Below are 24,676 nucleotides of genomic sequence, written 5' to 3'. Positions count from 1 at the left end.
CTGGAATACTCAGAGACCGCGCCGTTCACCTGATCACGGGTAACGCCTTTTGCGCCCAGTTCTCCCAGTGTGCTTTCGGCTTTTCTGGTGACCGAGCTGTCCGGACGGGTCCTCCGGTCCACCGTCTCACGCGCAAGGCTGTCGGGTATGAATTCCTGTGCCTGTCTCATGAGTTCCGGTGTGTTTAATTTTGAGAACTGTGTGCGTCCCGCCTCTTCCGATGTTTGCCATTTGCCGTCCTTGTAGCTGACCTTGCCTTCGCCGAAATCTATGTTCACCTTGCCATCCGCGCCTTTGAGCATGTGATCGATCGTGGACATGGCGTCTACGAATTCTCTGTTGGCAGCGCTCAGACCTGACCTGCCGCGCTGAGTCGCGGCCTCGAACTTCGCAAGCTGGCGCGTGAAGTCCGACTCGATCACATCCTTAATCGTCGTAAGCTCGCCTTTTTTGCCGGTGCCCGGAGTATCGTTAATACCCGTTTCCGACTGGAATTCCGTTTGCATCCTGTCTATAGTATCAAGTTCCATCTGTGTAGTCGCGTTGTCCCGCATCACGCTGAACCTGTCCACCAGTGATGCGTGCAGCGCGTCCGACATGCTCTTCGTGAACGAACTCTTCAAGGCTTCTCTTTCACTCCTGGTCGCCATGTCCTTGAAACCGTCCGCGCTTATGCTCTCGATATTGCCACGAGCCATATCATCTACGACCCATACGCGTTTTTCGTGATATCCGAATTCCGCGCTATCGCCGCGTTTGCCGATGATACCTCTGTCTCGGCCTACCGACTGCTCAATGACCGATTTCGTGGATCCCGCATCGAATACGTGTACGAATTCCACCGAATTGTCGAGATAGTCCTGGACCTTTCTGTAGCTTTCCCCGACCTCTCTGCCCTTGGTGTCGGCCTGCGCCTGTTGGCGGCCCCGTTCACCGGGCCGGAAAACGTTCTCGCCCATGGATTCTTTCACGGTCTTCGCAGCGGTTAGCACGTCCCGCGGGATATATATACCGTTCTCGAGGTTGAACCCGGTCACGGTAGCTCTGTCCAGAAGTATCACTCCCTTGTAGGTTTCGCCGTTGTTTCGCGCGGTCTCCATCTTAGACTTCAGGGCCTTATCCATCCCGTTCGCGCCTTCAAGGTCATATCTCCCGACACGCTCACCGCCTTTATACAAGGATACGTTCGCGCCTTCCACTACCCATACATCGTCATTCCCGTATCTTTCCTTGAAACTATCGACGAATCTGCCCCTGTTAACGTTGGCTTCCTGGCAGACCACGTACAGCTTATCCAGCGTTCTGGGTAATGACCCTATAAGCTTTTTCAGGTTACCCTTGGTGATCTCGCCCGAAAGAAGCTCGTTCATGCCGTCTTTATCCAGCCTGCCAAAACTCGTCTCTGAGCCCATAGACCGGTCCTGTATGCCCTCCAAGAGCCCATACCACGTCAGGAGGTTCGTCGTACCGGTCATCATACTCCTCACACTGAAATCCCGTAATACCGACAGGTCGCTCACCCTGACAGAATCAGGGTTGGTCGTTACTTTCTCAAGCAAGCTTCTCGCCTGGCCTGTCAACGCGCTCGCGTCCCCCTCAAATACGCGCGCGGTTATCTCCCTCGCGCCGGCAACGTTCCATTGGCTCCACCTCATGTTCTCGGCTACCTTATTGCCCTGCATCGGGACTATCTTGCCCTCATGTACACCGTACCCTACAGCGTCACGACCGCCTTTTTTGATGTTCATCGCGTCCTCGAACCCGTTTATCGCTCCCCAGTGCTCCCCTGCGCCTCCCCTGAACTGTTCATAGCTTATCTTGCCGCTCTTCTCGTAATATTTCATGTATACAGCTTCATAGAACGCGTCGCTGAACCTGTATGTGCCGTTATCCTCGAACATGTAGTTCTCCCGCATATGCGACCTGAACTCTTCACTTGTACGTCCCCCGCTTACCTCTCCCACAAGATCCGCTATCTCCGCCAGAGAGCTTATCTGGTATTCATGCATGCCTTTGCCCATCCCATCGGACGTTATGAGGTCCGCCGAACCTGCTAACGCGTGCGCCTCGTCATATAACGCCCAGGAAGAATCCGTTATCTTCGCGTAGAACTCTTTCATGCCGCCGGACACCTTGCCCCTTGAGTCCATTTTAAGGTTCTTAAGCGTGTCCGTATCAATGAATACTGAGTCGAACTTGCTGCCGGCTATCTCACCAAAGACCCTGTCCGCGTCCTTGCCGAGAGCGCTTTGCTCTACCTTTATCACCCTGTATGCCCTGCCGCCTATATCGACAGTCGCTTCCCTTATGCCCTCACAGCCTTCGACCGCCCTGTCCGTGATACCGTATGCCTTAAGGAACGCCTCCCAGCCCTGTGTGTTCTTGCCGGCTTCTACCGATACGACACTCATCGTCTTTATCGTGCCCTCGTATAATGTTGGCACAAGTAGCGTCATCAAAGGGGCCAATCCCGCCGTCTTGCCGCTTCCGGTCAAAAGCTCGAACACCCCTTCGGGCGTGGTCAGCATCTGCTCGAACTTCGCGGCGAACGACTTATTGCCCCAGTCCCAGCTCGTGTTCTCGGTAAAACTCCTTATTACCTCATTTGCGGCATCGACCCGGCCTTTTAACGCGGGATCCGTAGATTCGAACCGCGCTTTCTCACTGTCGAATGTCACCTTGCCTGAAATACTTCTAACTCCTTCCGCTATCGCTTCTTTGACCTGTATCTCCGCTTTCTTGTTAAGATGCCACATATGGAAGGTTATGACGTCTACCTGGTTCTCCGAGATCTTGCCGCCACTGGATTGGGCGCGTAGCGCGGTTTCCGCCAGGGCTCTCAGGCTCGGGATGTTACCCGAACCGGACCTTGCCACATCGCCCTTGAGTGAGGTCGGCATCATGTCGGATATCGAGAACTCGACATACATCTCCGCCCTCGCCAGGGCGTCCATATTCTCTCCATATACCTGTATATAGTCATGCGCGAGCTGTCTATCGCCGTATCTCTCGCGGCGGACCTTGACTACGTCTTTTATGCTCATCGTGTCGCCTTGAGCGTCCCCTGACCTACGAAGCTCTGTTATGCCCTCACTATTCAGCTTCTCCAGTTGTCCTTTGCCTATGAACCGTGTGCTCGGTGAAAGTAGCGTATCGAGCAGGGCCGACTCGGCCTTTATCCTTGCATCGCCTTTGGTGTCGACAACGTCGCCTATTTTTGAGGCCAATGTGCGTGAGTCAGACCACATTTTTGCGCCGAGTTTTGCTAAAGGAATGAGGCTGAGCTGATGTGGTTTCATGAAAAGTGCCGCCCAGCTGAGTATATCGAGTTCGGATATGCCCATATTGCTTCCCACCGTCGATATGCCGATACCACCGTCGCCCTCGCGTGATGTGAAGTTATCCAATAGTTTGTGCATACCGGTGACAAATCCCGCCATTTCGACGTTGCCCCATGTCCAGGACGCGGACGTGGATATGATGTCCATTGCCGCGGTACCGATGTTACCGCTCGCGATATTCGTACTGACCCGGCTCAGGAACCCTTCTTCCGCCGCGGAAGCTGCCGCTACTCCCCCGTCCAGGGATGGTTGCCCCATTATATGTATCATCGGTCCCATCCAGAGACCCTGTTTCGGGCCTTCGATAGCGCTTCTTATCAGCATCTCCATTGTAACAGGCCCGTTCGCGGTCTCGAATTTAGCTGATTCGAGGAATCCGTTACCCTTTATGGCTCCCTCTATGCCTGTCGCCAAAGCTGTCCACATGCCTTCGGCGGCCGTGAATAACGGGGATATCGCCGCCCAGCTTGCTGCTCCCTTGGCACTGGAGAGGAATAGCGGGTCCTTGAGCGCCGAGAGCAGCCCGCCGCCCTTTTGCGCCACTAATTGACGGTTCGTTATTCCCATCTCCTGCGCCCTTGATCCTATTGAGCTCAGGTGGTTCATGCCTGCCGGGGTGGAGAGATAACCTGCTACAGCGCCCCACATAACGCCTTGTCCGATACTGTTCACGATCTGTGACGTGCTCAATCCGGTGCCCGTTCTGACATAATTCGCCAGAGCGTCATATCCGAGGTTAAGAGCCCCCATTGTCGCTCCAGCTATGGCCATTCTTGTCGCGCCTGCCGCCAGTGTCGGACTGATCTTCGCGAACAGGTTCATCTGACCTAAACCCTTTACGGCCAACCCGAAAGCCGCGCCTTTAAGCGCCGCGTCCATAAGACCGCTTGCCGTGATCTCACTTTTCGGGTCAAGGGCCATCGACCCTACGTACCATGCCGTATTAAGACCCGCTGCCAGACCCGCGGCCTTCGCGAACGATACGATCTGCGCCCCTCTTGTTGCCGCTTCCGCCGTCCTCGCGCTGATCTCAATGCCTTTTTCGACATTCGCCGCTATCTCGCCCGCCCTTATCGCCTGCGCGGCTCCTTTGACCGTCCCTACACCTCTATATACGTTGTACGCGGTCTTGAGGCCATTGAATATGACCAGTCCGCCTTTTAACGCTCCGGCGGTCAAAGCGCTATTGATCGCATTGCCGATCAATTGTCCCGTGTTGATGTCCTGACCGGTGTATATAGCCACCCCGACGTCTACCCCCACGCTTACGCCTGCCCATAGGCCCATCGATACGAGTGTCGCCGGCGCGGCGTATATAAGCCCCGGCACTAGTGCCGCTACCTTTACCGCCATAAGCGCTTCAGCTTTGTAGTTATCCTCAAAAAGCAGTTCCCCGCCCGCGGCCGTATACCACCATTTACTGTACAGGTTCTCCTGCATGTAAGTTACCGCGCCCTGGTAGAACTGCATCGAATTCGACAGGCTCTTTACGAATTCACCCTCGCTCTCATAGCCCGTATGGGCGGTCAAAGCCGTCTGCACCTTGCGGGCCATATCATCAGCCAGCTTGTATTCGCCATCTGAATTCTTGTACGCCGCCTTGAGATCAGTAAGCGCGCGGTTCCGCAGTACGTCCTTCACTCCGGTGGAGTCCGCTACAACTTCCATGGATTTTTTGACGAACATTTCCCCGAACGCCTGATTGCTTATTTTCCCCAGTGTCGCTATTGATTCCACATAATTACCGGCCTTCAGGTTCCCCTCGAGTTGAGTGCGGTATTCCCCTATCACGTCCGAATGTTCGTATTTGAATCCCATGTTCGAGAGTGTCTCCCAGACCTGATCTCTTACTATATGGTCCACGGCGCTCTTTGTGCTATAATACGCCGCGCCCCGTTCCAGACCGGTCTCGCCGGTACCAACTATGTCCGTATAGACCCTTTCATATCCGTATTCGTCCACGATCGTCGTCAAGTTGACCACGTTCGCGAAAACGCCGCCTTTTACCGCGATCGTGCCGTTCGTGATCTTCCCGTCCTCATATGTGTACCGGTACGTCTGGACCGGGACAGGACCCTCACCCTTATTCCCCTGCGCCATCTCCGGCCCCGTATACCCGAATACGTCCGCGTCAATGGCTGTCCCGCCGGAATTGCCGTTTATCGTCACTACCGCGTCCATCTGCATGAGCCCGTTATTGCCGATCATCATCCGGCTAGCGGATATCTCATTCCCGTCCAGCTTCATATCAAGGGCACCGTTCGCCGCCTTGAACGTGCCCAATATTCCCTGCTCCACCGGGGTAAGCTGCCCGTTCATATCCAGTTTCGCGATAAGCTTGCCGCTAAAGTCACCGGAATATTGTTCGCTGAACTCATGCGTTCCTATACTCGCGGCCAGAGGATTACTGTCCAGACCTTTTACGACAAGATACAGGTCCTTGCCGTCGGTATGTATATCGGCTGTGTGGTCACCGAACAGCGTTACGTCACTTATCGTTCTCGAGTCGGTACCCATTAGATACGCGGTCTGGCTTTTGAGCGCGCCATCCGCGTCGTATCTGGCGTATTGCCGCGCCCGGACATTGTCCTGGGCGTCATACAGGTTCAACTCCACGCTCTTACCGTCAACACCATAGTCCTCGATGATCTTTGACGTGAGCTGCGTTACCTCATGCGCCTGGAATTGCCCGCCTTCCGTCTTCCACGGGAACGATATCGAACTGATATAATGATCGCCACAAATGTCACGCATGGCGTTCGTGACGCCCATTATGTCCCCATTGTACTTGAGGACACTCGTCATATCGTCCTTAAGCCCCGCTAGATCCCACCAGTTCTGCCCCATCAGTGCCGCTGTGGCTTGCGCGCCGCGTGTATAGACCGACAACGAGGCGGTTTTGTTGCCTTCGACCTTGTTCGCGTATGAGGTCAATTTGTACGCGTCCCCGCTCTTATCCGTGTTCGTATAAGATATGGTCTTGTAATTGACCTTGTCATACGTGCCACGGTCGAACATCTTATTGGCGATAAGTTGGGCGGCGCCCATAAGGCTCTGGTCGCCCAGTATGGATGAATACATCATTGTTTCGTGTCGAAGATCGCCTACAAAAGAATCAAAGTGCCGTAACCCATAAAGGTTGGTCCTGTAATCCGTTGTGAGGTCCATGGTGTATGAAAGGGTATGTTTTACCCCCCTTGTGTCCAGTATCGTCTTGCTGGCCGCTGTTACCCCACCGGCGGATGAGTATACCAGGTCGGCGGGCGAATATTTCTTACCGGGCATCTCGTACCCGGTACCTATATCGCAGGTAAATATCGTACCGTCTTTTTCTGTCGAGGTGTAACGGAGTTTGCCAACGTATTCAAGTACCAGGTTCCCGCCATCTATTTTGGCTCCGCCATCGAACCCGTATTCCTTGCCGCCCTTCCGTATGCAGTCGTAGGTCATGCTCTTAAGCAGCGTTCCCGTGACCGAATTATCCTCCATCCATCCCGGGATATTTGGGTCTGAGGTAGTCGTGAAATAATGGCCGAGCCTTTCCGCGTCATTTACGGATATTAGCGGCGTTGTCCCCGAAGCGTTACCCAGGATGTCGACGGTCTTTATCGCGCCGTCCTGCCTCGTGGAGATCTTTTCGCCGTTCACTTGTCTGTATGTCGATACACTGGCTATCCCTACGCCATCCGGCATCGCGGTTTCCCACATTGCCGCGCCTTCTATCCTGAACGTGGCGTTCTTGTCCACGACGACCTGCGCGGTCGTTTCGATAACACCATTTCGAGAGAACTCGGCTTCGAAACCGAACTTGTTATAGAACTTTTCGAACGTCTGCGCGACCTGATGGATATACTGCGCCCCGTCGGATTTCTTGGCTGTAATAGTTTTGCCGGCCTCGAACAGCTTTTCGGTCCTCTCCGTTACCCCATCGTACAGCTTGCCCGCACCGTCCAATATATTACTGCCGTCAGGAATACTAATGGATCCGTCGCTCCCGAATTTTTGGCCGATCCTCACGATGTTATATCCCAGAGGATGTCCGTCCATCTCGCGAGTGCTGTATACGGCGCCTTTTTCCACTTCCGAGACCACATTTTTGTACCCGTTATATCTGAAGAACGCCGTCTGGTCCACGACTTCCTGTTCGCCCGGGCATTTGAACGATATGTTCTCCTGTCTGTCTGAGCCCAATATTTTAGTGAATGTTATGCTCGCGAACTTGTCCTGGCCCGCAACATCTGTGCCGATCTTTCCGGTATATGTGTTCTCGGACGATAATATGACCATATCCCTGCCGGCAAGGGCCATTTTAGCGCCCGCGTTCTGTGTGAACGTCATGCCCGCTGAATAATCGCCCGCGCCATGGTTTAGCCGCACACTATCGGTCGTCGTGATCAGGCCGCTTGAGATGTCCCAGGTTATCCCTATCCCGGTGGAATTCGTGCCCGCGGCGCGCACAACGCTGTCCGTATTAGTGAACCTGAAGCCTTCCCCGGCATGAAGTGTGCCGTTAAGCTCTCCTAGTTGTATATAGTTCGGAGCGGATGACATTTTCTCACCCGTTATCCCAACGCTTATATAACCATTGTTGAGCTCTTTCTGCGCAGTTAACCCCAGAGCCGCTATCGGCGCGGCAAAAACCTCAACGCCGTCGATCCGGTCGTTCAGTATCGGAACACTTAAACTCTTGCCCCCTACCGTTGCCTGCAGGATGTCATGTACAGCTATATTCCCCTGGACATATTCGCTATTGAACGTAAAGCCGTGATCGCCCCTCACTTTTTCCAGTGATACTTTCTCGTCTATTGATATATTGTTTATTACATCCCCCGCACGCACTATAGTGTTCCTGATCGCTTCTTCACCAGAGATCACCATGTATGTGTTCTTATACACGGCCCCTGATTCGCCAGCATCTATATCGGTAAGAGCGTACCTCGTTGTATCAGCCATGTCTACAGGGACGTTCACCCGGATCGATCCATTATCCCCAACGTTCGTTATCACGTCACCGGCTTTCATGACGAATTTGCCGTTCTCCTCGGTAAACCTCGATCCCTTCACGATGTCTATCATTCCTTCGACGTTCATCAGTGCCTCTATCTCCCTCATACCCGAAGAGCTCTTGCCCGACAACGGCGCCCCTTCACTGAACATAGTGCTCGAGTAGACCGTACTTCCCTGTCCGGTATAATGGTAATCGCTTATCACGGTGTAGTCGGACCTGACAACAGATAAACTGTTGCTCGACGTGTCCAGGTTAAGGACCGCTCCGGCGTGTTGCTGCAATACTGAATCCGGTTTGTTGATCCTTGAGTTATCTCGGATCAAATTAACAGGTATCGTGTTCCCATACGCGTCAATGCGCAGCGAATCCCCAAGAATAAGGCAATTGCTGAGGACATCCACCGTAACTTCCCTGTCGCTAGCGCCAATGATACGGTCACCATTGGTGTACCTGAACCCTTCCTCGGTCATCATATTGCCCGATACGGCATCAATAACGCTGTAGCCGGGGTCAAAAGCGCCTGAGGTGCCTACCGTCAGGTTGAACGACGCTTTATTCACGACCGATCCCAATGTTACCTGCTGCCCGGCTATTTCGTTACGGCACAGTACAACCATGTTACCGTTCTGCACCCCTTCATATAGCGGCACCTGGGTCAGGCCAGTGCTGTCATATAGTTTTGCCGCGCCCGTACGGATATCCATGCGTGTGCCGTCAGAGAAATTTATTGGGGAGTTCCTGTCTCCCGTATAGGTGAGAGAACCCGTGTATATAGCTCGGCCATTGTCCAGGAACCCTGTTACCCCTATCTCCGGTGAAGCGAAGTTCAATGTCGTTCCCGCGGTGTTCCATTCAACATTCCTGCCCTGCGCGTTATACCCGGTGTTACCACCGAACTGCTCGACAATACTTCCGTCAAGCTGTATCCAGTTTCCCGTAAGTCCAACTTCATGATAATTCGTTACCGTCGCGTTCGTATGCATGCCTTCGTATACCGACGACCCTGTTCTTGAGTCTCCGGTACCCGGGATATCGGTACGTACATAATTCGTCGAGTTCGACAATATGCGGGCCGTTGCTAATGGATACATGTTAGTCGGTTGGCTCCCTAGCTCCAGCGTTAATACTTGCGCGTTCGTAAGCGCGTGTTCCCTGCCAAGCCCGTTCGTCGTCGTCATCGTTATGCCCGTCTCTTCCGCGATACCAACTTTGCCCTCGCTGTTATAAACTTGCAATTTCTTGCTGTCGGCGCTTACGATATACCATTCCGAGCTCTGGCTGCCGTCTATCCCGGTGAATGTCGTCTGTACCCTGTCCCCGGGGCTTAGCTGCTCGGCCGTATCACGCCCAATATCGAAGCCCTCGAACCCCTGTATCGTCTTTGGGGTGGCTTCGATCTGGAACACCTTGTTACGGCTTGCGTCGAATGGTACAACTTTACCATCTATCTCAACTGTGGCCATATAGCCCTGCGTCTTGAACCCAAGCGGCATTGACGGTTGGTCGAGCGGAGCCATAAGTTCTTTTGCCGCCTGCATAGCCGTATCGTCGCGTAACACGTCAAAAAGACCAAGCGTATCCTGCAAGCCCATGCCGTCCGTTGCATTACTCACGGCAGAGGCGACATCCTGAGATCGAACATCAGTTAATGCTTGAGAGCCTGTCTTGGTGGTCGCGGCCCCCATCGAGTCCGGCACGATACTTTCCCCATACAACCCTGACGCGGTATCATATAAGCCCATCATTCCGCTATCTAAAGCGTTATATATACCCGAGAGATCGTCAGACACAGCGGAAGCGAAAAACCCATCCATCATAGACAGGTCGCCGAATTCCGCGAGCATATTAGCAAGCTCATTCAGGCCTAATATATCTGTCCCGTATATCGAGGTTTCATACGTGTCCAGGCTGCTCAATATCTGTGAGGTAAGATCGCCAAAGTCCATATTTCCCGCCACGGCACTGTCAAGATCATACATCGCATCCGAGAATAGCGCCCCGTACCCCATATCATCCGTGTACAGCCCCATACCGAAGATACCGTCATAAGCACCGGCGTCATATCCGGCACCTGTGAACGAACCGTCTTCGGCTCCGACCCCCATAAGGTCTACAGTGTCGAACTCATAGCCCGCCATACCGTATGCGTTCCCGCCGGAGAAGATATCTTGATATCCATTAGTATCGATATACGCGTTGTCCAAGGAAGGAAGGTCGGTGAGAGACATCCCGTTAATGTCCACATTATATTCGTCCAACCCCATACCCCATGACAGGTCGTTAAAGGACGAAGTCTGGTATACGTCCAGGCCTGTGGCCTCCCCGATCATGGCCTGGGTCGAGGAATAAATGTCCATATCGGCCCCATAGAACATGGTGTTATCCGTACTGCCCGGGATACCGATATTCGACGTAACACCCGAACCGGCAAAGTCACGCGTATTAGCCATGGAACTTCCCATACCCTGTCCGTCCCCCAGCCCATACAAGGTCTCTGTATCCGCCATGGAAATACTCGATAGACCAATATTACCTCCGTTAGCGTATTGCCCCATGCTTCCCGAGCCAAGGCCGTATATATCGTTAGTATAATAACCTGTTCCGCCGATATCACCGATCGATGTATCCATGTATTGCTCACCCGGACCGGATCGCATATCAAGGATACTTGTGTTCATTCCGGCACCGGTAATGTCAAAGGTCGCATCTACCGATCCGGATCGACCCTGGCCGCCACCATTTGTTCCATATCCCAGGGACGCTGACGAATTGACATAGTCGATACCGTACGATACCGGCATACCCCCGTCGTAAAGTTCGCCGCTGAATCCGGCATCCGTCATGTTAATGGATGCCCCCGATATCCCGGCGTTCAGATCTATCCCCGCGGCGGAAGTTACCTCGCCGCCTACCCCGGCAGACATTAAGGACATATGATCCGCCCCTTGTATGCCGCTAGAATATCCATTGGGGTCAAAACCACCCAGGATATCAGGCAACCCCGCATATGATGACCCCACGCTGTCCATCCCATACATGGTCGTTCCTGGATCAAAACTGTTCAGTGGGGATAATTCACCGGTTGCGCCATTATCCTGATATATGGCGGCATTCGTGCCAGCGACATCTCTCTGGTAAATAGCGGGTATATCTCCGATATTGCCGACATTCTGTCCTGGCAATGACCCATAGATAGCTTCCATCCCCATCTTTTCACTGGAACCGGAGAGATCGTCAAAAACCGCGTTCTCGTTCGACGATCCGAAAGCGGTAGTGGTCGATGGTATACCAGCCTGTCGGATATCGGTGTTCATCGTGTCGTAGTTAGCATTGCCAAGCGGACTGTCCGTCATGAATGGAATACTTTGAGATCCTTCTCCCAAGCCGGCAGCCGTAGTTCCGTAAGACTGACTTGGTATCGCGGTCGCAGCAGGGTCGATCGAGCTTACGCTACCTGGCATGCCCGTGTTTGCAAGGAATTCACTGTTAGTGGTAACTCCGGAAATACCAGAAGCGCTTGGAACACCGTAATTCATGGAGATCTCATTACCCGCGGAACTCCGCACATTTCCGTCATATGTCGGTATGGTAGACATATCCGCGCCTATAGTGCTGCGCAGGTCTATAGCCTGGGAGATATCCTGGCTCATGGACCTGGATTCAAGGTTAATATCCGTATCCGCGCTTCCCGCATCACCCGACAGGATAGCGTTATTTACCAGCTGGGAGATATGTGTGTTTATACTCTCCCCGCCAAAAAGGGCACCGGAAGGGCCATCGCCAAACGCGTCCAGCAATTTAAGTGTCGTAGGAGCTTCATACGTCGATCCGGCGTCGGACATCGCGCTGAGATCATTCATAGCCGATATCGGGGCCTGGACATTGCCTGTCCGGTCAAGTTGAGCCGGTTCGCTCATAGCGGCAGTTTCATAATTTTGTGGTTGCGGCATTGGTATGGAAGCCGTACTTATCGCGCTGGTATCGTAGAGTTCGGACACGGCTGTTCCTGACGGCAATGTGGTCGGCGCGTTCATGTTCTCAATATCAGCAATGCTTACGCCTTTGTCAAAGAAAGCATCCGACGTCAGGGACATCAACAGGCCTGCTCCCATTCCTGTTCCGGATGGTATAGCCGAAGGAACGTTCATCTGGATATCGGAAACAGCTTGAATAAGAGAGTCTTTATTCAAAGTACCTGGGTCGAACATGTCGAAGGAACGTTGGGTAACGTCCATATTCAGTTCAGGAACGGCCGCGGTGTCGAACGCGTTGAATCCTCCGGAGATGTCCGATATGTCCACAGATCCCGCGTTTGCGCTCATTAACGGGCCTGTGACCTTATCTACAACGTCTATCTGGGCGTTGATATCAGGCATATACACATTGTCCACGGGATCAAACCCTACCCCCGGCTCGAGTCCCGGATCGAAATGCGCCATATCCGGCATGTTGAGCGACCCCACATTGGGCGTTTGCATTCCCATGTTGATGTCATCTATCCCTGCGTGCATGTCCATGTCAGGCAGGTCGAACATGGCATTGATCCCCTGGGCCCCGGCTTCGGGCATGTCGAACGAACCTACGGAAGATATTCCCGCAAATATATCGTCTCCGATGAAGTTATTGATGTCGGGAGTATAACTCACAACCGGGTCCAATTGCCCGCCCACGTTATTTTCATATACATCCTGCATGCTGATCGAATCAAGTGGGTTCTGTATCGTGGAAATGGCGCTGTTATAGCTTTCTACCCCGGTCGACATATAGGAACCTATGTCCACGGTACTTTCCATGTACTGCATGTACGTATCGGCTTCATATGTAATGTTCTGCAAGAGGTCTCCGGCCGCAGAGTCTATCGTTCCTCCGTAGCTTTCCGTGGCGGCCAGGTCCGGGTACGACGTGCTGGAAAGTGACACTGCCGCGGGAACAGTTTGGGTATATACATAACTTTCGACCTTGGTCGACTGGGACGAATAAGATGGATCGTACAGGTTGATATAGTCAGTGCCGCTCATAGAACTGGTCGCGAATATCTCGTTATTTCCTGATGGCTCATAGACCAAAGGAGAATCATATATTTGGACCGGCTGACTATATGTTTCCGTATAATCAACGGTCGGGAGGTCATAGGTACTCATATAGTCATATGATGTGTATGATTCTGGCACCGTCATGGTATCCCATAACCCCGAAGCGAATTCTTCGAGATTAGTAGCGGTGGTCAGCATGAAATCGGTATTACTGAAGAAACCGATGGTACCGGTGATCGCGTTGGTCGCGTAAGCTATCGCATGGTTGAACATGCTATCATCGCCCTGCCGCATAACGCCCAGACCGGCATCGATCCACTCATCTGCCATGGAGGAAAAATATTCATAACCGAGAGCGGCGCCGCCATCGCAATCGATCTTGACGATATCTTGTATCGTATCGAATACCGTCAAGCTCTCATCCATTACATCCTGGAAGAATGAACCGCTATTGTCATAGAGATCGGACCACCAACTTGATGATGTGTCGGTCCCATAACCTTCAGTATCGTTCTCCAGAGCAAAGGCACTCCAGTCAAAATTATTAAGGTCGTCATAGGTGGACCCGATCATATCGTATATGGAACCGGCGGAGAAATATGAACTTTCAAACATGACATCCGCCCCGGTCACGCCGTATATAGCACTATCTTCGGCGTATGTTGATATATAATCAAGGACCGTAACATAGTCGTAGATGTTTGAGATGTCCAGGTTAGTTCCATAGATGTCATTGTAACCCTTCGCTACCGACCCCATAAGGTCCAGATAGCCGTACTCTGCGCTCGCCGTGCCGGTATCAATTACTGATTGTATGGTGCTATTGAACATACCCGAATTCCACAAACCGACATCATACGGATTCTTATTGTCCGTCGCGTAATAAGTAAGCCAGGAATCGTCCGAATAAAGGCCGTCCAGGCCAATCCCCGGATCGGTAAAATCAAAGAAGTTATATCCAGACGAGGCCCACATGCTGTCCGAAGTGGTCGCGGCATAGTAAGAGTTGTCTGAACCGAACCAGGCCTGGTTGAGATTTCCGGCATAGGGAGATATCGGTATGGAATAATCCTGCCCGTAATCGAACATTTCGAAACTATACGACGAAGAATAGTAGCTTCCCGAATTATTGAAATAGTTCGAATACGGGTCATAATAGTTCTGGTATGTTGGATAAGAATAACTTGATGACGAGAAATAATCCCCGGAGCTGAAATCATACAGTGGGACGATCATCTCCGACGCCGGTATCAGGAAGTCATACAACGGCAGCGCCTCATAGGTAGAGTAATTGAATGAGTAGGGATCCGAATAGAAGTCTCCGAAATAACTCGAATATGAGTTCGTCGGGTAAGATGGAGAATATGACGGCGTGTAGCTCTGCGAGCCCCCGAAATTGAACGATCCACCGGAATTTATCGCCCCGCTCTTCTGCTTCTGGACAATTTGCCTGTTGTTCAGCGTGGATTTGGCGCTTGAACTCGCTTCGGCCTCCGGTTCAGCCATCGTTTGGTCAACATATCTCCGATCATCCGGGAACGCGAAATCATCCAGGAGGTTACCCTCCCTGTCATATTCCATCGGGTCGGGGATGTTCTCAAATGAACGATTATCCCCGTCCTCATATATCTTTACGACTGACTGGTACATTATCTGGCCCAGATCGTTATATTCCTGCACAGTCGTTTCTTCAACATACGCCAGATATGTCCTGGTCGTGGCAGAAGATAACGCGACCTGTTTCTTGGGCACAGACACTTTGGAGTACAGAAGGCGGCCTTGCAGGTCGTAAAGCCGGTCCGCTACATCTTTCTTCGTAACGCCGTTCTCTATCGTGGTCATTCGCGATATAAGGCTGACGCTATTATACGCGTTGACCTGCGTTATCGACTTTACGTTCTCATACAATGTGTTCCGATCTTTTCCGGACATCTCGTACGCGCTTTTATTCGCGGTCGAGCTGATGAACCTTCCTACACTGTCATACCCCCTGTCAGCGATATCCTCGACGATGGTCGTAGTCACGCCGTCGACCGTCGTCCTCGTCATCCTGTTTATCTGTCCCAGACCGTTGTAAGAAGCTATCTCCAGCGTTTCAGTGTATACATGGCGGAGGCCGGTTCCAAGCTCGGTCACTTCTGTCGTCGCTGAAAGAAGATTCCCGAAGTCATCATATGTCCGGTTCGCTATATCCTTTTCTATCGATGTCAGCCCCCCATCATGGATAGTAACGTTCATGCGCAGGACCTGGTCATACTGGTCGTACATCACGATATCTGTTTCTTTGGTATAAACATGGTCCAGCCCTTCCCCGGTCTCATGTATCTCCACATTCGAATAGCGGAGAAGCCCGCCGGCCTGGTACTCACGATCCGCAATGTCCGTCATTACCGTGGTGACCCCGTTATCCGTAATGGTCTTTGTCATGCGAAGTATATCGTCCGTACCATTCGCATAAGAAAGTATCTGTAGCGACTCGAAATATGTATGATCAAGTCCGTCGCCGGTCTCAACCACCTTTTGCGAATATGAGGTCAAACGTCCATTTTCATCATATGTCCTGTCACACATATCCGTAACTACCGTAGTGATACCCCCGGATACCGTGGTCTGTGTCATCTGCAATATGTTGCCGTCCACGTCATATCCATGCACGACTATTTCCTGTATGGATGTTTGGCTGGACCCTCCGGAAGTGGTAACAGTCGTTTCCTTCTTGGAATAAGTAACATTCCCGTTCTCGTCATATTGCCGGTCCTCAATATCCGTAATGACGGTCGTTTTGCCGCCATCCAGAATAGTAACAGTCTCCCTGAGCACATTACCATTCTCATCGAATGTCTGGTTCGTTACTGAAACTCTCGGGGGTGGCGGCGGGCTATAATAATATGTCCGCCTCCCAATGGAAGCGTTCGAGATAAAGATCATCTCCTGACGTGACGTTTTCAGCGTAGCAGGCAACCGGAATTCCCCAGACGATACCGTGGTCGTTGTCGTACTCCCGCCCGTTATCTTTACGGTACAGGTCGCGTTCATGGCATTTCCCGCATCATCGTAATTAAGCGTGTATGTGTTAGTGCGAATGATGTCCTTGGAACTATATGAACTGCCCGCGTACCCCTTCAAGATATCCTCTTTATAGCTCAACACATTACCAAAATGATCATAGGAAGTTATGTTCACTACCTTATTTGTCGTCACAACGCTATCGCCCGTGGTCTCGGACACGCGCATGTAAGCGCGTATAAGCTGGCCAAAATTGTCATATTCCCGGTCTTTTACGTCCTGCTCGACCGTTATGGTATCCCCGTCGGTGATGGTCACGGTCACCCTTTTGGGCAGCACGGTACCAGAATAATAATTACCTTCGTAGGTACCGGCATCTATTTTTACCGTATAGACATGGTCGTTCCCCGAACCGGTAGACTCACATACTTCCACATAGGAACGGGCGACAACCCCGTTATAATAGACCTTATTAGTAAGGTCGCGCGTTGTCGTCGTTCTCCCGTTCTCGATGACGGTCATGGTCTCATTGAGCACGTTGCCGTCCTTATCATATTCGTGTATCGTATGCTCCTCGATATAGTTCCGGGCAAAGACCTCTCCGGACACAAGATCCGTAGTTGTTTCGCTCTTCTGTGTCCTTGAGTACACGATATTCCCGGCGTTGTCATATCGGCGCGCGGCAACATCTTTTTCAACGGATTCCAGCTTCACATATTGCGTTTCTTTCGTAACTGTCGTTGTAGCGCGGGCTATCCTCCCCATCGCATCATACTCATCAACATGGATATTAGTAGTGTATGTGAAGATATTGTCCCCGTGGCTGTCCGAAGCGGAGTCGATGACCAGCGAATTGATGACACGGCCATCCTCGTCATATTCAAAGAAGGTTTTACTATGATAATCCTGCACGCCGTGTGTGTATAGCTCGGTCCTTGACGTATACCCCTGGTGGACATGAACGTTAGAATACGTGAGCGCCCCGTTCATGTCATACTTCCTGTCCTCAACGTCCTGCTCAATGGTATCAATACCGGACGTCCGATCGGTCTCGACGTACATCCGCGCGACCTGCCCCAAGGAATTATAGGCATACCGCGTCTCGACACTGTATTTTTCAGGCTGTACCGACAGGTGTTCGTTTCCTCCATCGATGTTATACGAACTTTCGCCCTTTCGCACAGAGACATCCGAATAGATAAGACGACCGCTGGAGTCATATGTCCGGTTACGGCTATCCTTTTCAATGGTAAATGTGCCGATATTTCTTGAAGTTGACCCACAATCAAGGGTGGAACGGGTCATTCGGTTAACATTCCCGTCCGCGTTATAACTGTTGATGGTCGTGAGTATGATAGTGTATGGCGCGTGGTACTTATCCACCATGATGCCGGCGTTCATTTTATCCGCAGCCAGGAACTCATCTTCGTCCATCGGGAGGGTCCCCACATAGGCGGACGAACTGGAATGTGAGCCATTGTAGAAATGTTTTGTCACATTGCCTTCGGCATCATACTCATACTTACAGCTCGCGATCTCATGGCTCGCGCCTGTAGTATCGTAAAACCTCTTCAGGTATACACGGCCTTCACTGTCATATGAAAAATCGACCCTGGCGGCCGTTTCACCATTAGGCGCCGTTATTCCGTCGCCGCCGGCATAATAAATGCTGGTGACATTCTCACCATTGTAATGATATGTGTATGTGACCGGGTTCCCGCTCTCATCAACGGTGTTCACGATCTTCGTGTCAAGGTACCCGTAAGCGTAATTATATTTGTAAACCACATTGCATCCGTCCTCTACCGCCGTTATGCTTTTCAGGACCATGACCGTTACAGCATCGTTCCCCTCACCTTCCACACTTTTGGTATAGTAACGGGTGGCGACAAGGTCGGTCATGGCTTCATCACTGTAGACCTTCACCGTATAGCTCTTGCCGTCGCTTGATGTGAAACCGCTGAAATAATACCCGGCACTGTTCTGGTTCGCGGCCAGCTCGGGATCAGCTGTAGCCTGTAGTACGGATTTTTCTGTCGATAATAGGTCGCCATAGACGTTGTACACCCTGTCGGATATATCGGCAGTTACCGTTATGTTGTTCCCGTCCGTAACGGTCTCTGTCATCCTGAGCACCTGGCCCTTGGAATCATATAAGTCCACCTCTACTTTTACATTGTATGCATGATCGAGCCTCGAGGTGTCGATCTTGACCGCTATGATATCGAATAGGTCCGAATTGCTGGAACTTATATATGAACGCGTAGCCTCTCCCCCGCGGGTCCAGCCATCCGAGCCCAGGGTATAGCTGAATTTGACCGGGTCATCCTGGTCCATGTTATACTTGGATTCATAGGCATGCAGGGAAACGAGCTTACCGCTCTGGTCATATTCGCAGGATACTCCCTGGAACTCCAGGTCGCTATACTGGTCGCCTATGGAGGAGGAGAATGTTATCGAACTCACTCGGCCACTATTCTCGGGATCAAAACGCACCTCAACATCAACATAATCGAAAGCATTGTTTATACGTTTGCTCGTAATATTGCCGTTCTGGTCGTAGTTATAGCTTGCGTTGACGCCGTCTTCATTGACGGACATGCTGTACATGAACCTGTCCACTCCTTGGCTTGCCGACTCCCTGTAATAACATGTAGCGACCAGTTGTGTTTTGGCCGCATCCGCGTATACATACTGCCGGTAATATGTCCAGCTGCTGGAAGTACTGGTCTGCTCCATATCACCCATATACTTCCCAGCCAATGAGCCAGGCATAGATCCGTATTGTTCTATCATCCCGACGATGTCCGGATCTTCGGTTATACGCGGCTCATAAGTAACGTATATGTATTCCGTCCTCGCGGCACCATTACTAACGTGATAATCGCTGTATTTAGCACTGCCAACGTAAGTCTCCGCTGACACCTTACCGTTATACAACTTTTCTTCCGTCAAATTGCCTTCCCCGTCATAGATGAACCGGGAAATTGTGTATTCCATGCCATATGGTGCGGTTTGTGTATCGGCATAGAAAGCGTATTGTACTTTCCCATACCCACGTCCCTGCCAGTCCTCGTTATAGAACCTGTATTCAACACATCCGTTCGCATCCGGCGCGTCGAGCACTTTCCTGACGATCCTGTTCTTGTCTATCCCTTGGTCCGTGGCGTAATAATACGTTACTCCAACGCCATTTTCCGTTGTTTCCTTTTTCGTTGTATACCTATCGCTCCCTATGTCTTTATAGTAATATACGGACACCAGGTTCACCATCTCCTCGTCCGAATACACGTTCTGTTTATACTGCCCGTTGCCGAGGCTTACGATATCGCCAAGATAATTCTCCCCTCCGGTCTCCGTCACATCCGTATTGTAGTAAACAAGATTACCTTTAGAGTCGTACCTACGGTCCTCGACATCGGTAACGACCGTACAGACAGCCCCGTCTACCCGGGTTTGCGTCATCCTTACTACCTGGTCCTTCGAGTTGTACTTATGGATAACGGTCTCTTCGCTAGAGACCGTCCTTTCCCCGGTGCTGTTGTCCACAGTTGTCGTTGTTATCTTTGAGTATGCCAACCGTCCTTCAGTATCATACTGTCGCGCCACCGCGTCTTCCTCTATGGTCAACTTTGTGCCTTCCGTAGTTGTTTTTCGCACCTTAACCACATTGTTATCCGTATCGTATGCGCGTTCCGTCTCAATGGTGGAAGCCGTTGTATATCCGCCCTTGTATTCGGAGACCGTGACATACGAGTAAGAAAGCGTGCCCTCAAGGTTATATTTGCGGTCGGCGATATCGGTCGTGGTCGTTTCGCCGATACGGCTTCCGCTCTCGTTATATGTATCTATGGATGTTCTCTTACGCGCGACCTGTCCCAGTGAGTTATAGGAATAGATGTTGGTCTCCTCAACGGTCCGGCTCAGGAAATCGCCATTCTCCGTGATCGTTGTTTCAGTGCTGAAATAAGTAAGGTTACCGGCCGCGTCGTATCTTCTGTCGCTTGTGTCTTTTTCCACCATGCGGACCATGCCCTCGGAAGTTACCCGCGTCATACGCTTTACGTTCCCCTTGGAGTCATAACTGTGGACCGTCGTCGAAACGAAACTGAACGGCACGTCCATATCAGCCATAACGCCCGTAATATCGCCTTTTGCGTCAAGCATCATGTATTCGTTATCGTCATCGGTAAACGTGTATTCACCTATCAGATCACGGTCAGAAGTATTGTTGCCGGAATAATATGATTTGGTGGTCTTCCCTCCGATCGTATCATAGTTGCTTCTGCCTATTATATTTCCATCTTTACGATACTGTACACAGTAGAGAGTGCCGTCGGAATTGTAAGAATATATCGCGTCGTCCGCCCTGGAGCCGTCTGGGGCAGTAATACCGCCCGGCAGGGTTTGTATCATATAGTAAAGACGGCCATCGCTGCGGTAGCGGTAGTCAATGGAACCACCATCCGCGGTTTCCACCACTTTAGACGCGATATAGTTCATGTCACTGTTAAAATTATACGTGACCTTATTGCCATCCTCAGTAGTCTCAATTTTTAACAGGACCATTGAATACGCACCGGAGCTGTCCTTTACCTTCTTATACGTATATACCGAGACCAGGTCGGTCATGGCCTCGTCGCTGTAAACATTGACCTGGAACAGGTCGTTTCCGATATCCATGATATCACCGAAGAAACTCCCGCTACCGTTCTCATTCATCGCCGTATCGGGATCCAGGGAATACTGGTACACCGCGATATTGGAGTTGGTAAGGTTACCGCTCGCGTCATACGTTCTTTCCTCTACATCCTTTTCCACGGTCACCACGCCGTCCCTGGTAGTGGTACGGGTCATCATCAGTATCAAGCCGCGGGCATCATACTTGTCTATAGAGACCTCGACGGAGTATGAATTGTTCAGGCTCAGCGGCATGGTAGACTGCTGTGTGGTCTTTGAGAGGTCCATCGTACCCATGTTCTTTCTTACCGCGACCAACTCACCGGTGTCGTCCACACACGACACCGTCCCGCTGGCGCCGTCGAACAGGTATGATGCCACGAGGCCGTAACTCTTGCCCACAGCGCTTTCGTAGTCACGCAACTTCGCCTCTATTATCTTACCGCTAGGATCATAGACATACTCAACGGCCTTGAAACTCTCTCCGCTCAACACGTCCGTCTGGGCTGAATCAAAAACAATATACGACACCCTGTCATTATTGTCCCGGTCGTAGTACACCTTTACATCCTGTCCGTTATATCCGTCGTAAACATTCTTATACAAAAGACTTCCGTCAGCGTTATAGTAATACATGGTCCTGAAACCATCCTCCGAAGACAGTATCTTATATCTCAGGTACATATCCTCACCCTCTACCTGCATATACTGGTATGTCGCGACAAGGTTAGTCTTGTCCGCGTCACTGTATACCTTCTGCGTGAAGTATGTATACTTGCCGGAGGAAGAGGTTTCCTCTATATCACCGAAGTAATATGAATCTTCAGTAAGCGGCTCGGAAACGCTTGAATACTGGTTGATAAAGCTTACCATCATATGATCTTCGCCGGACGAAGACACATAGCTCATATACGCGTACTCGGTACTACCCGAAGCGTAATAACCGGAATAAGAAGCTGTGCCTACATAGGTCCCATCGGATATGCTTCCGTCATAGAAACTTTCACTTGAGACTTTTCCCTCGCTGTCATACTCATACCGGGCGACCGTGTAACCTACCCCGTCCGGCGCCGTCCTGGTCTCGGCAAATACAGCGTATTCAACCCTGCCGTACCCTCGCCCCAGCCAGTCTTCGTTATAGAACCCGTATTCGGTACACCCATTAGCATCGGCTTCGTCGAGGACCTTTCTCTCCACGCGGTTCTTATCAATCCCCTGGTCCGTAGTGTAATAATATGTAACGCCGATACCATTCTCCGTGGTCACCTTCCTGGTCGTATATCGTTTGCCTCCTATGTTCTTGTAATAGTATGTCGCGGAAAGATTCGTCATCGCCTCGTCCGAATATACGTTCTGGTAATATTCGCCGCCTCCCATGTTCACTAATTCTCCAAAATAATTCTCCCCTGCGGTCTCCGTTACGTCAGTGTTATAGTAAACCAGGTTCCCGGTATTATCATATTGCCTGTCCGCGGTATCGGTCACGACCGTACAAAGATCGCCATCAACAGTGGTTTGCGTCATTCTCAGCACCTGGTCGTCATCATTATAGGCGTGTATGATCGTCTCTTCCGTAGTGACCGAAGTTTCATTCTTGGCATTATCAGTGACCCCGACCACCATTTTGGAATACACAATACGTCCATTAGAATCATATACGCGGTCGGCCAGGTCTTTTTCTCGGGTAGTTTTTTCATTATCCCGCGTTGTCCGGTCCATCCTGACAACATTGCCGGAAAGATCATATTTAAGGATCCGGGTCTCGACCATATATTCGCTACTCACGGAATCCTCGATCTCCGTAACTTCAACCTTCGAATACTCTAACAAGCCGTTACGGTATTCCCGGTCCACAACGTCCTTTTCCACGCTCATATTGCTTCCATCGGTGATAGTACGCGTCATGCGCAGGACCTCGCCCTTGGCGTTATAACTGTCAATGACCGTTTCTACCGTTGTAATGTGATTGCACGAAGCGGCTTTTCCTCCTGATATGACCTTGAACGACCCGTCATAATGGTCTGGGTCTATCAGGGACCAATCCGTATGCAATAGATGTTCGCGATTATCCGGATTATATGTAGCCGGGTCGATACCCCGGGATATCAGGTCCATTATGAGGCTCGGGTCAGCATAATAATTAGCGCAGAAACATTCGAAGGTCGCGATATTGGTGCCATTGGCGTTATAAGATAACGCGAACGTATCCTTATCGATGTACACAACATACCATGTCCCGGCGAACGCCCCGCCATCAATCTGTATCCGCTCCCCGCCTTCAAGCCCATGATTTTTGACGATCACGGCGTCGACCACGATCTCACCGTTCACTATACTTGTACGGCCACGGCCGTCGATATTCCCGGTAACATCCGTAGTCGTCTGGCCACCGTCCACCGTCGTTCGCGTCATTCTGAGCGCGCGGCCCTCGCTGTCATATTCATGTATGGTAGTAGTTACTATCGTGTATGGCGTGTTAAATGTGGTCAATATCCCGTCAATATCAGTCATCCCGGTTACTTCGATGAATTCAGACGCTCCCACGGCATACTCTCCGACAAAATTCCCGCTGGAAGATGTGCTACCAGGATAATACCGGTTAACGAGCACACCGCCGCTATTGACATACCGGCTGTTACCTACCACACTTCCCTCGGCGTCGAGGAAATCCTTACGGTTCATAGCGCCGTTACCGTCAAAATAGTAAATAACCGATGTGGCCGTGTTCCCATCAGGCGTTTGGGCCCCGCCTTCCGGAGTTTGCCGGACCGATATTACCTCGCCTGAGGCGGTATAGGCGAACTCGAGCGTGCCCATATCGGCCGTTTCGATCGTTTTCGATACGATAAAACCGCCTGCCTCGTTGAACCCGTAAATTACCTTCGCCCCGTTCTCCTCGGTCTCTATGGAAGAGAGCATCATGTTATATACGCCATCCCCCACGTCGACCTTAGCGTATGTATAAACCGCGACAATATCTGTCATTGAGCTATTGGAATAGACCTTCACTTCATATTTTCCGGTCGAGACCTCGACGAGATCCCCACAGAAACGTCCCGAACCGTCCTCATTCATCAAAATATCCGCTCCCGTGGAATGGTCGTATACGGCGACATTTGAATAAGACAGGTTGCCCTCGGCGTCATACGCCCGGTTATCTATGTCCTTCTCGACGGTAATATCATCACCGTCCGTAGTTGTCTTGGTCATTTTGAGCACTTGCCCACGAGAATCATATTTATCTATCGAGACCTCTACAGAGTAAGTATGGTTCACCGCATATCCCTTGTTCGTGCCAATGAACGTTATTTCCTGTTCGGTTATCGCCATCGTCCTCATTGGATCTTTTATGTGTTTCGAGACCATGAGCTCTCCGTCACGCCCGAGACATTCCACCATGATGGCCCCATCCACCTGACCCTCAAAGGAATAACTGGCTAGGAGGGAGTTATTGTCGCCTATGTAGCTTTGTCCAACACCGTCATACAGGTCCGCGCCTATAACGTTCCCGGATCCATCATATGAATAATACACGGTGTTATAGTCCTTGCCGGAGACCGTGTCTTTTTGTTTTTTCGAAAAAGACACCGCGCTGACGCGGTTTTCGT

The 24,676-nt window shown here is 51.3% G+C and carries 1 protein-coding gene (running past one end of the window); it reads right to left on the bottom strand.

Annotation, left to right across the window (positions count from 1 at the left end):
• Nucleotides 1–24,676 carry part of the coding region annotated (locus PHH49_06110; protein MDD5488514.1) for a LamG domain-containing protein on the bottom strand (this coding region is incomplete at both ends). The annotated region continues 26,402 nt past the right edge of the window, so 24,676 of the 51,078 annotated nt are shown.

It is taken from the genome of Candidatus Omnitrophota bacterium (assembly GCA_028715965.1).
Lineage (GTDB): Bacteria > Omnitrophota > Gorgyraeia > Tantalellales > Tantalellaceae > JAQUQS01.
This window is presented reverse-complemented; position numbering and strand designations above follow the sequence as displayed.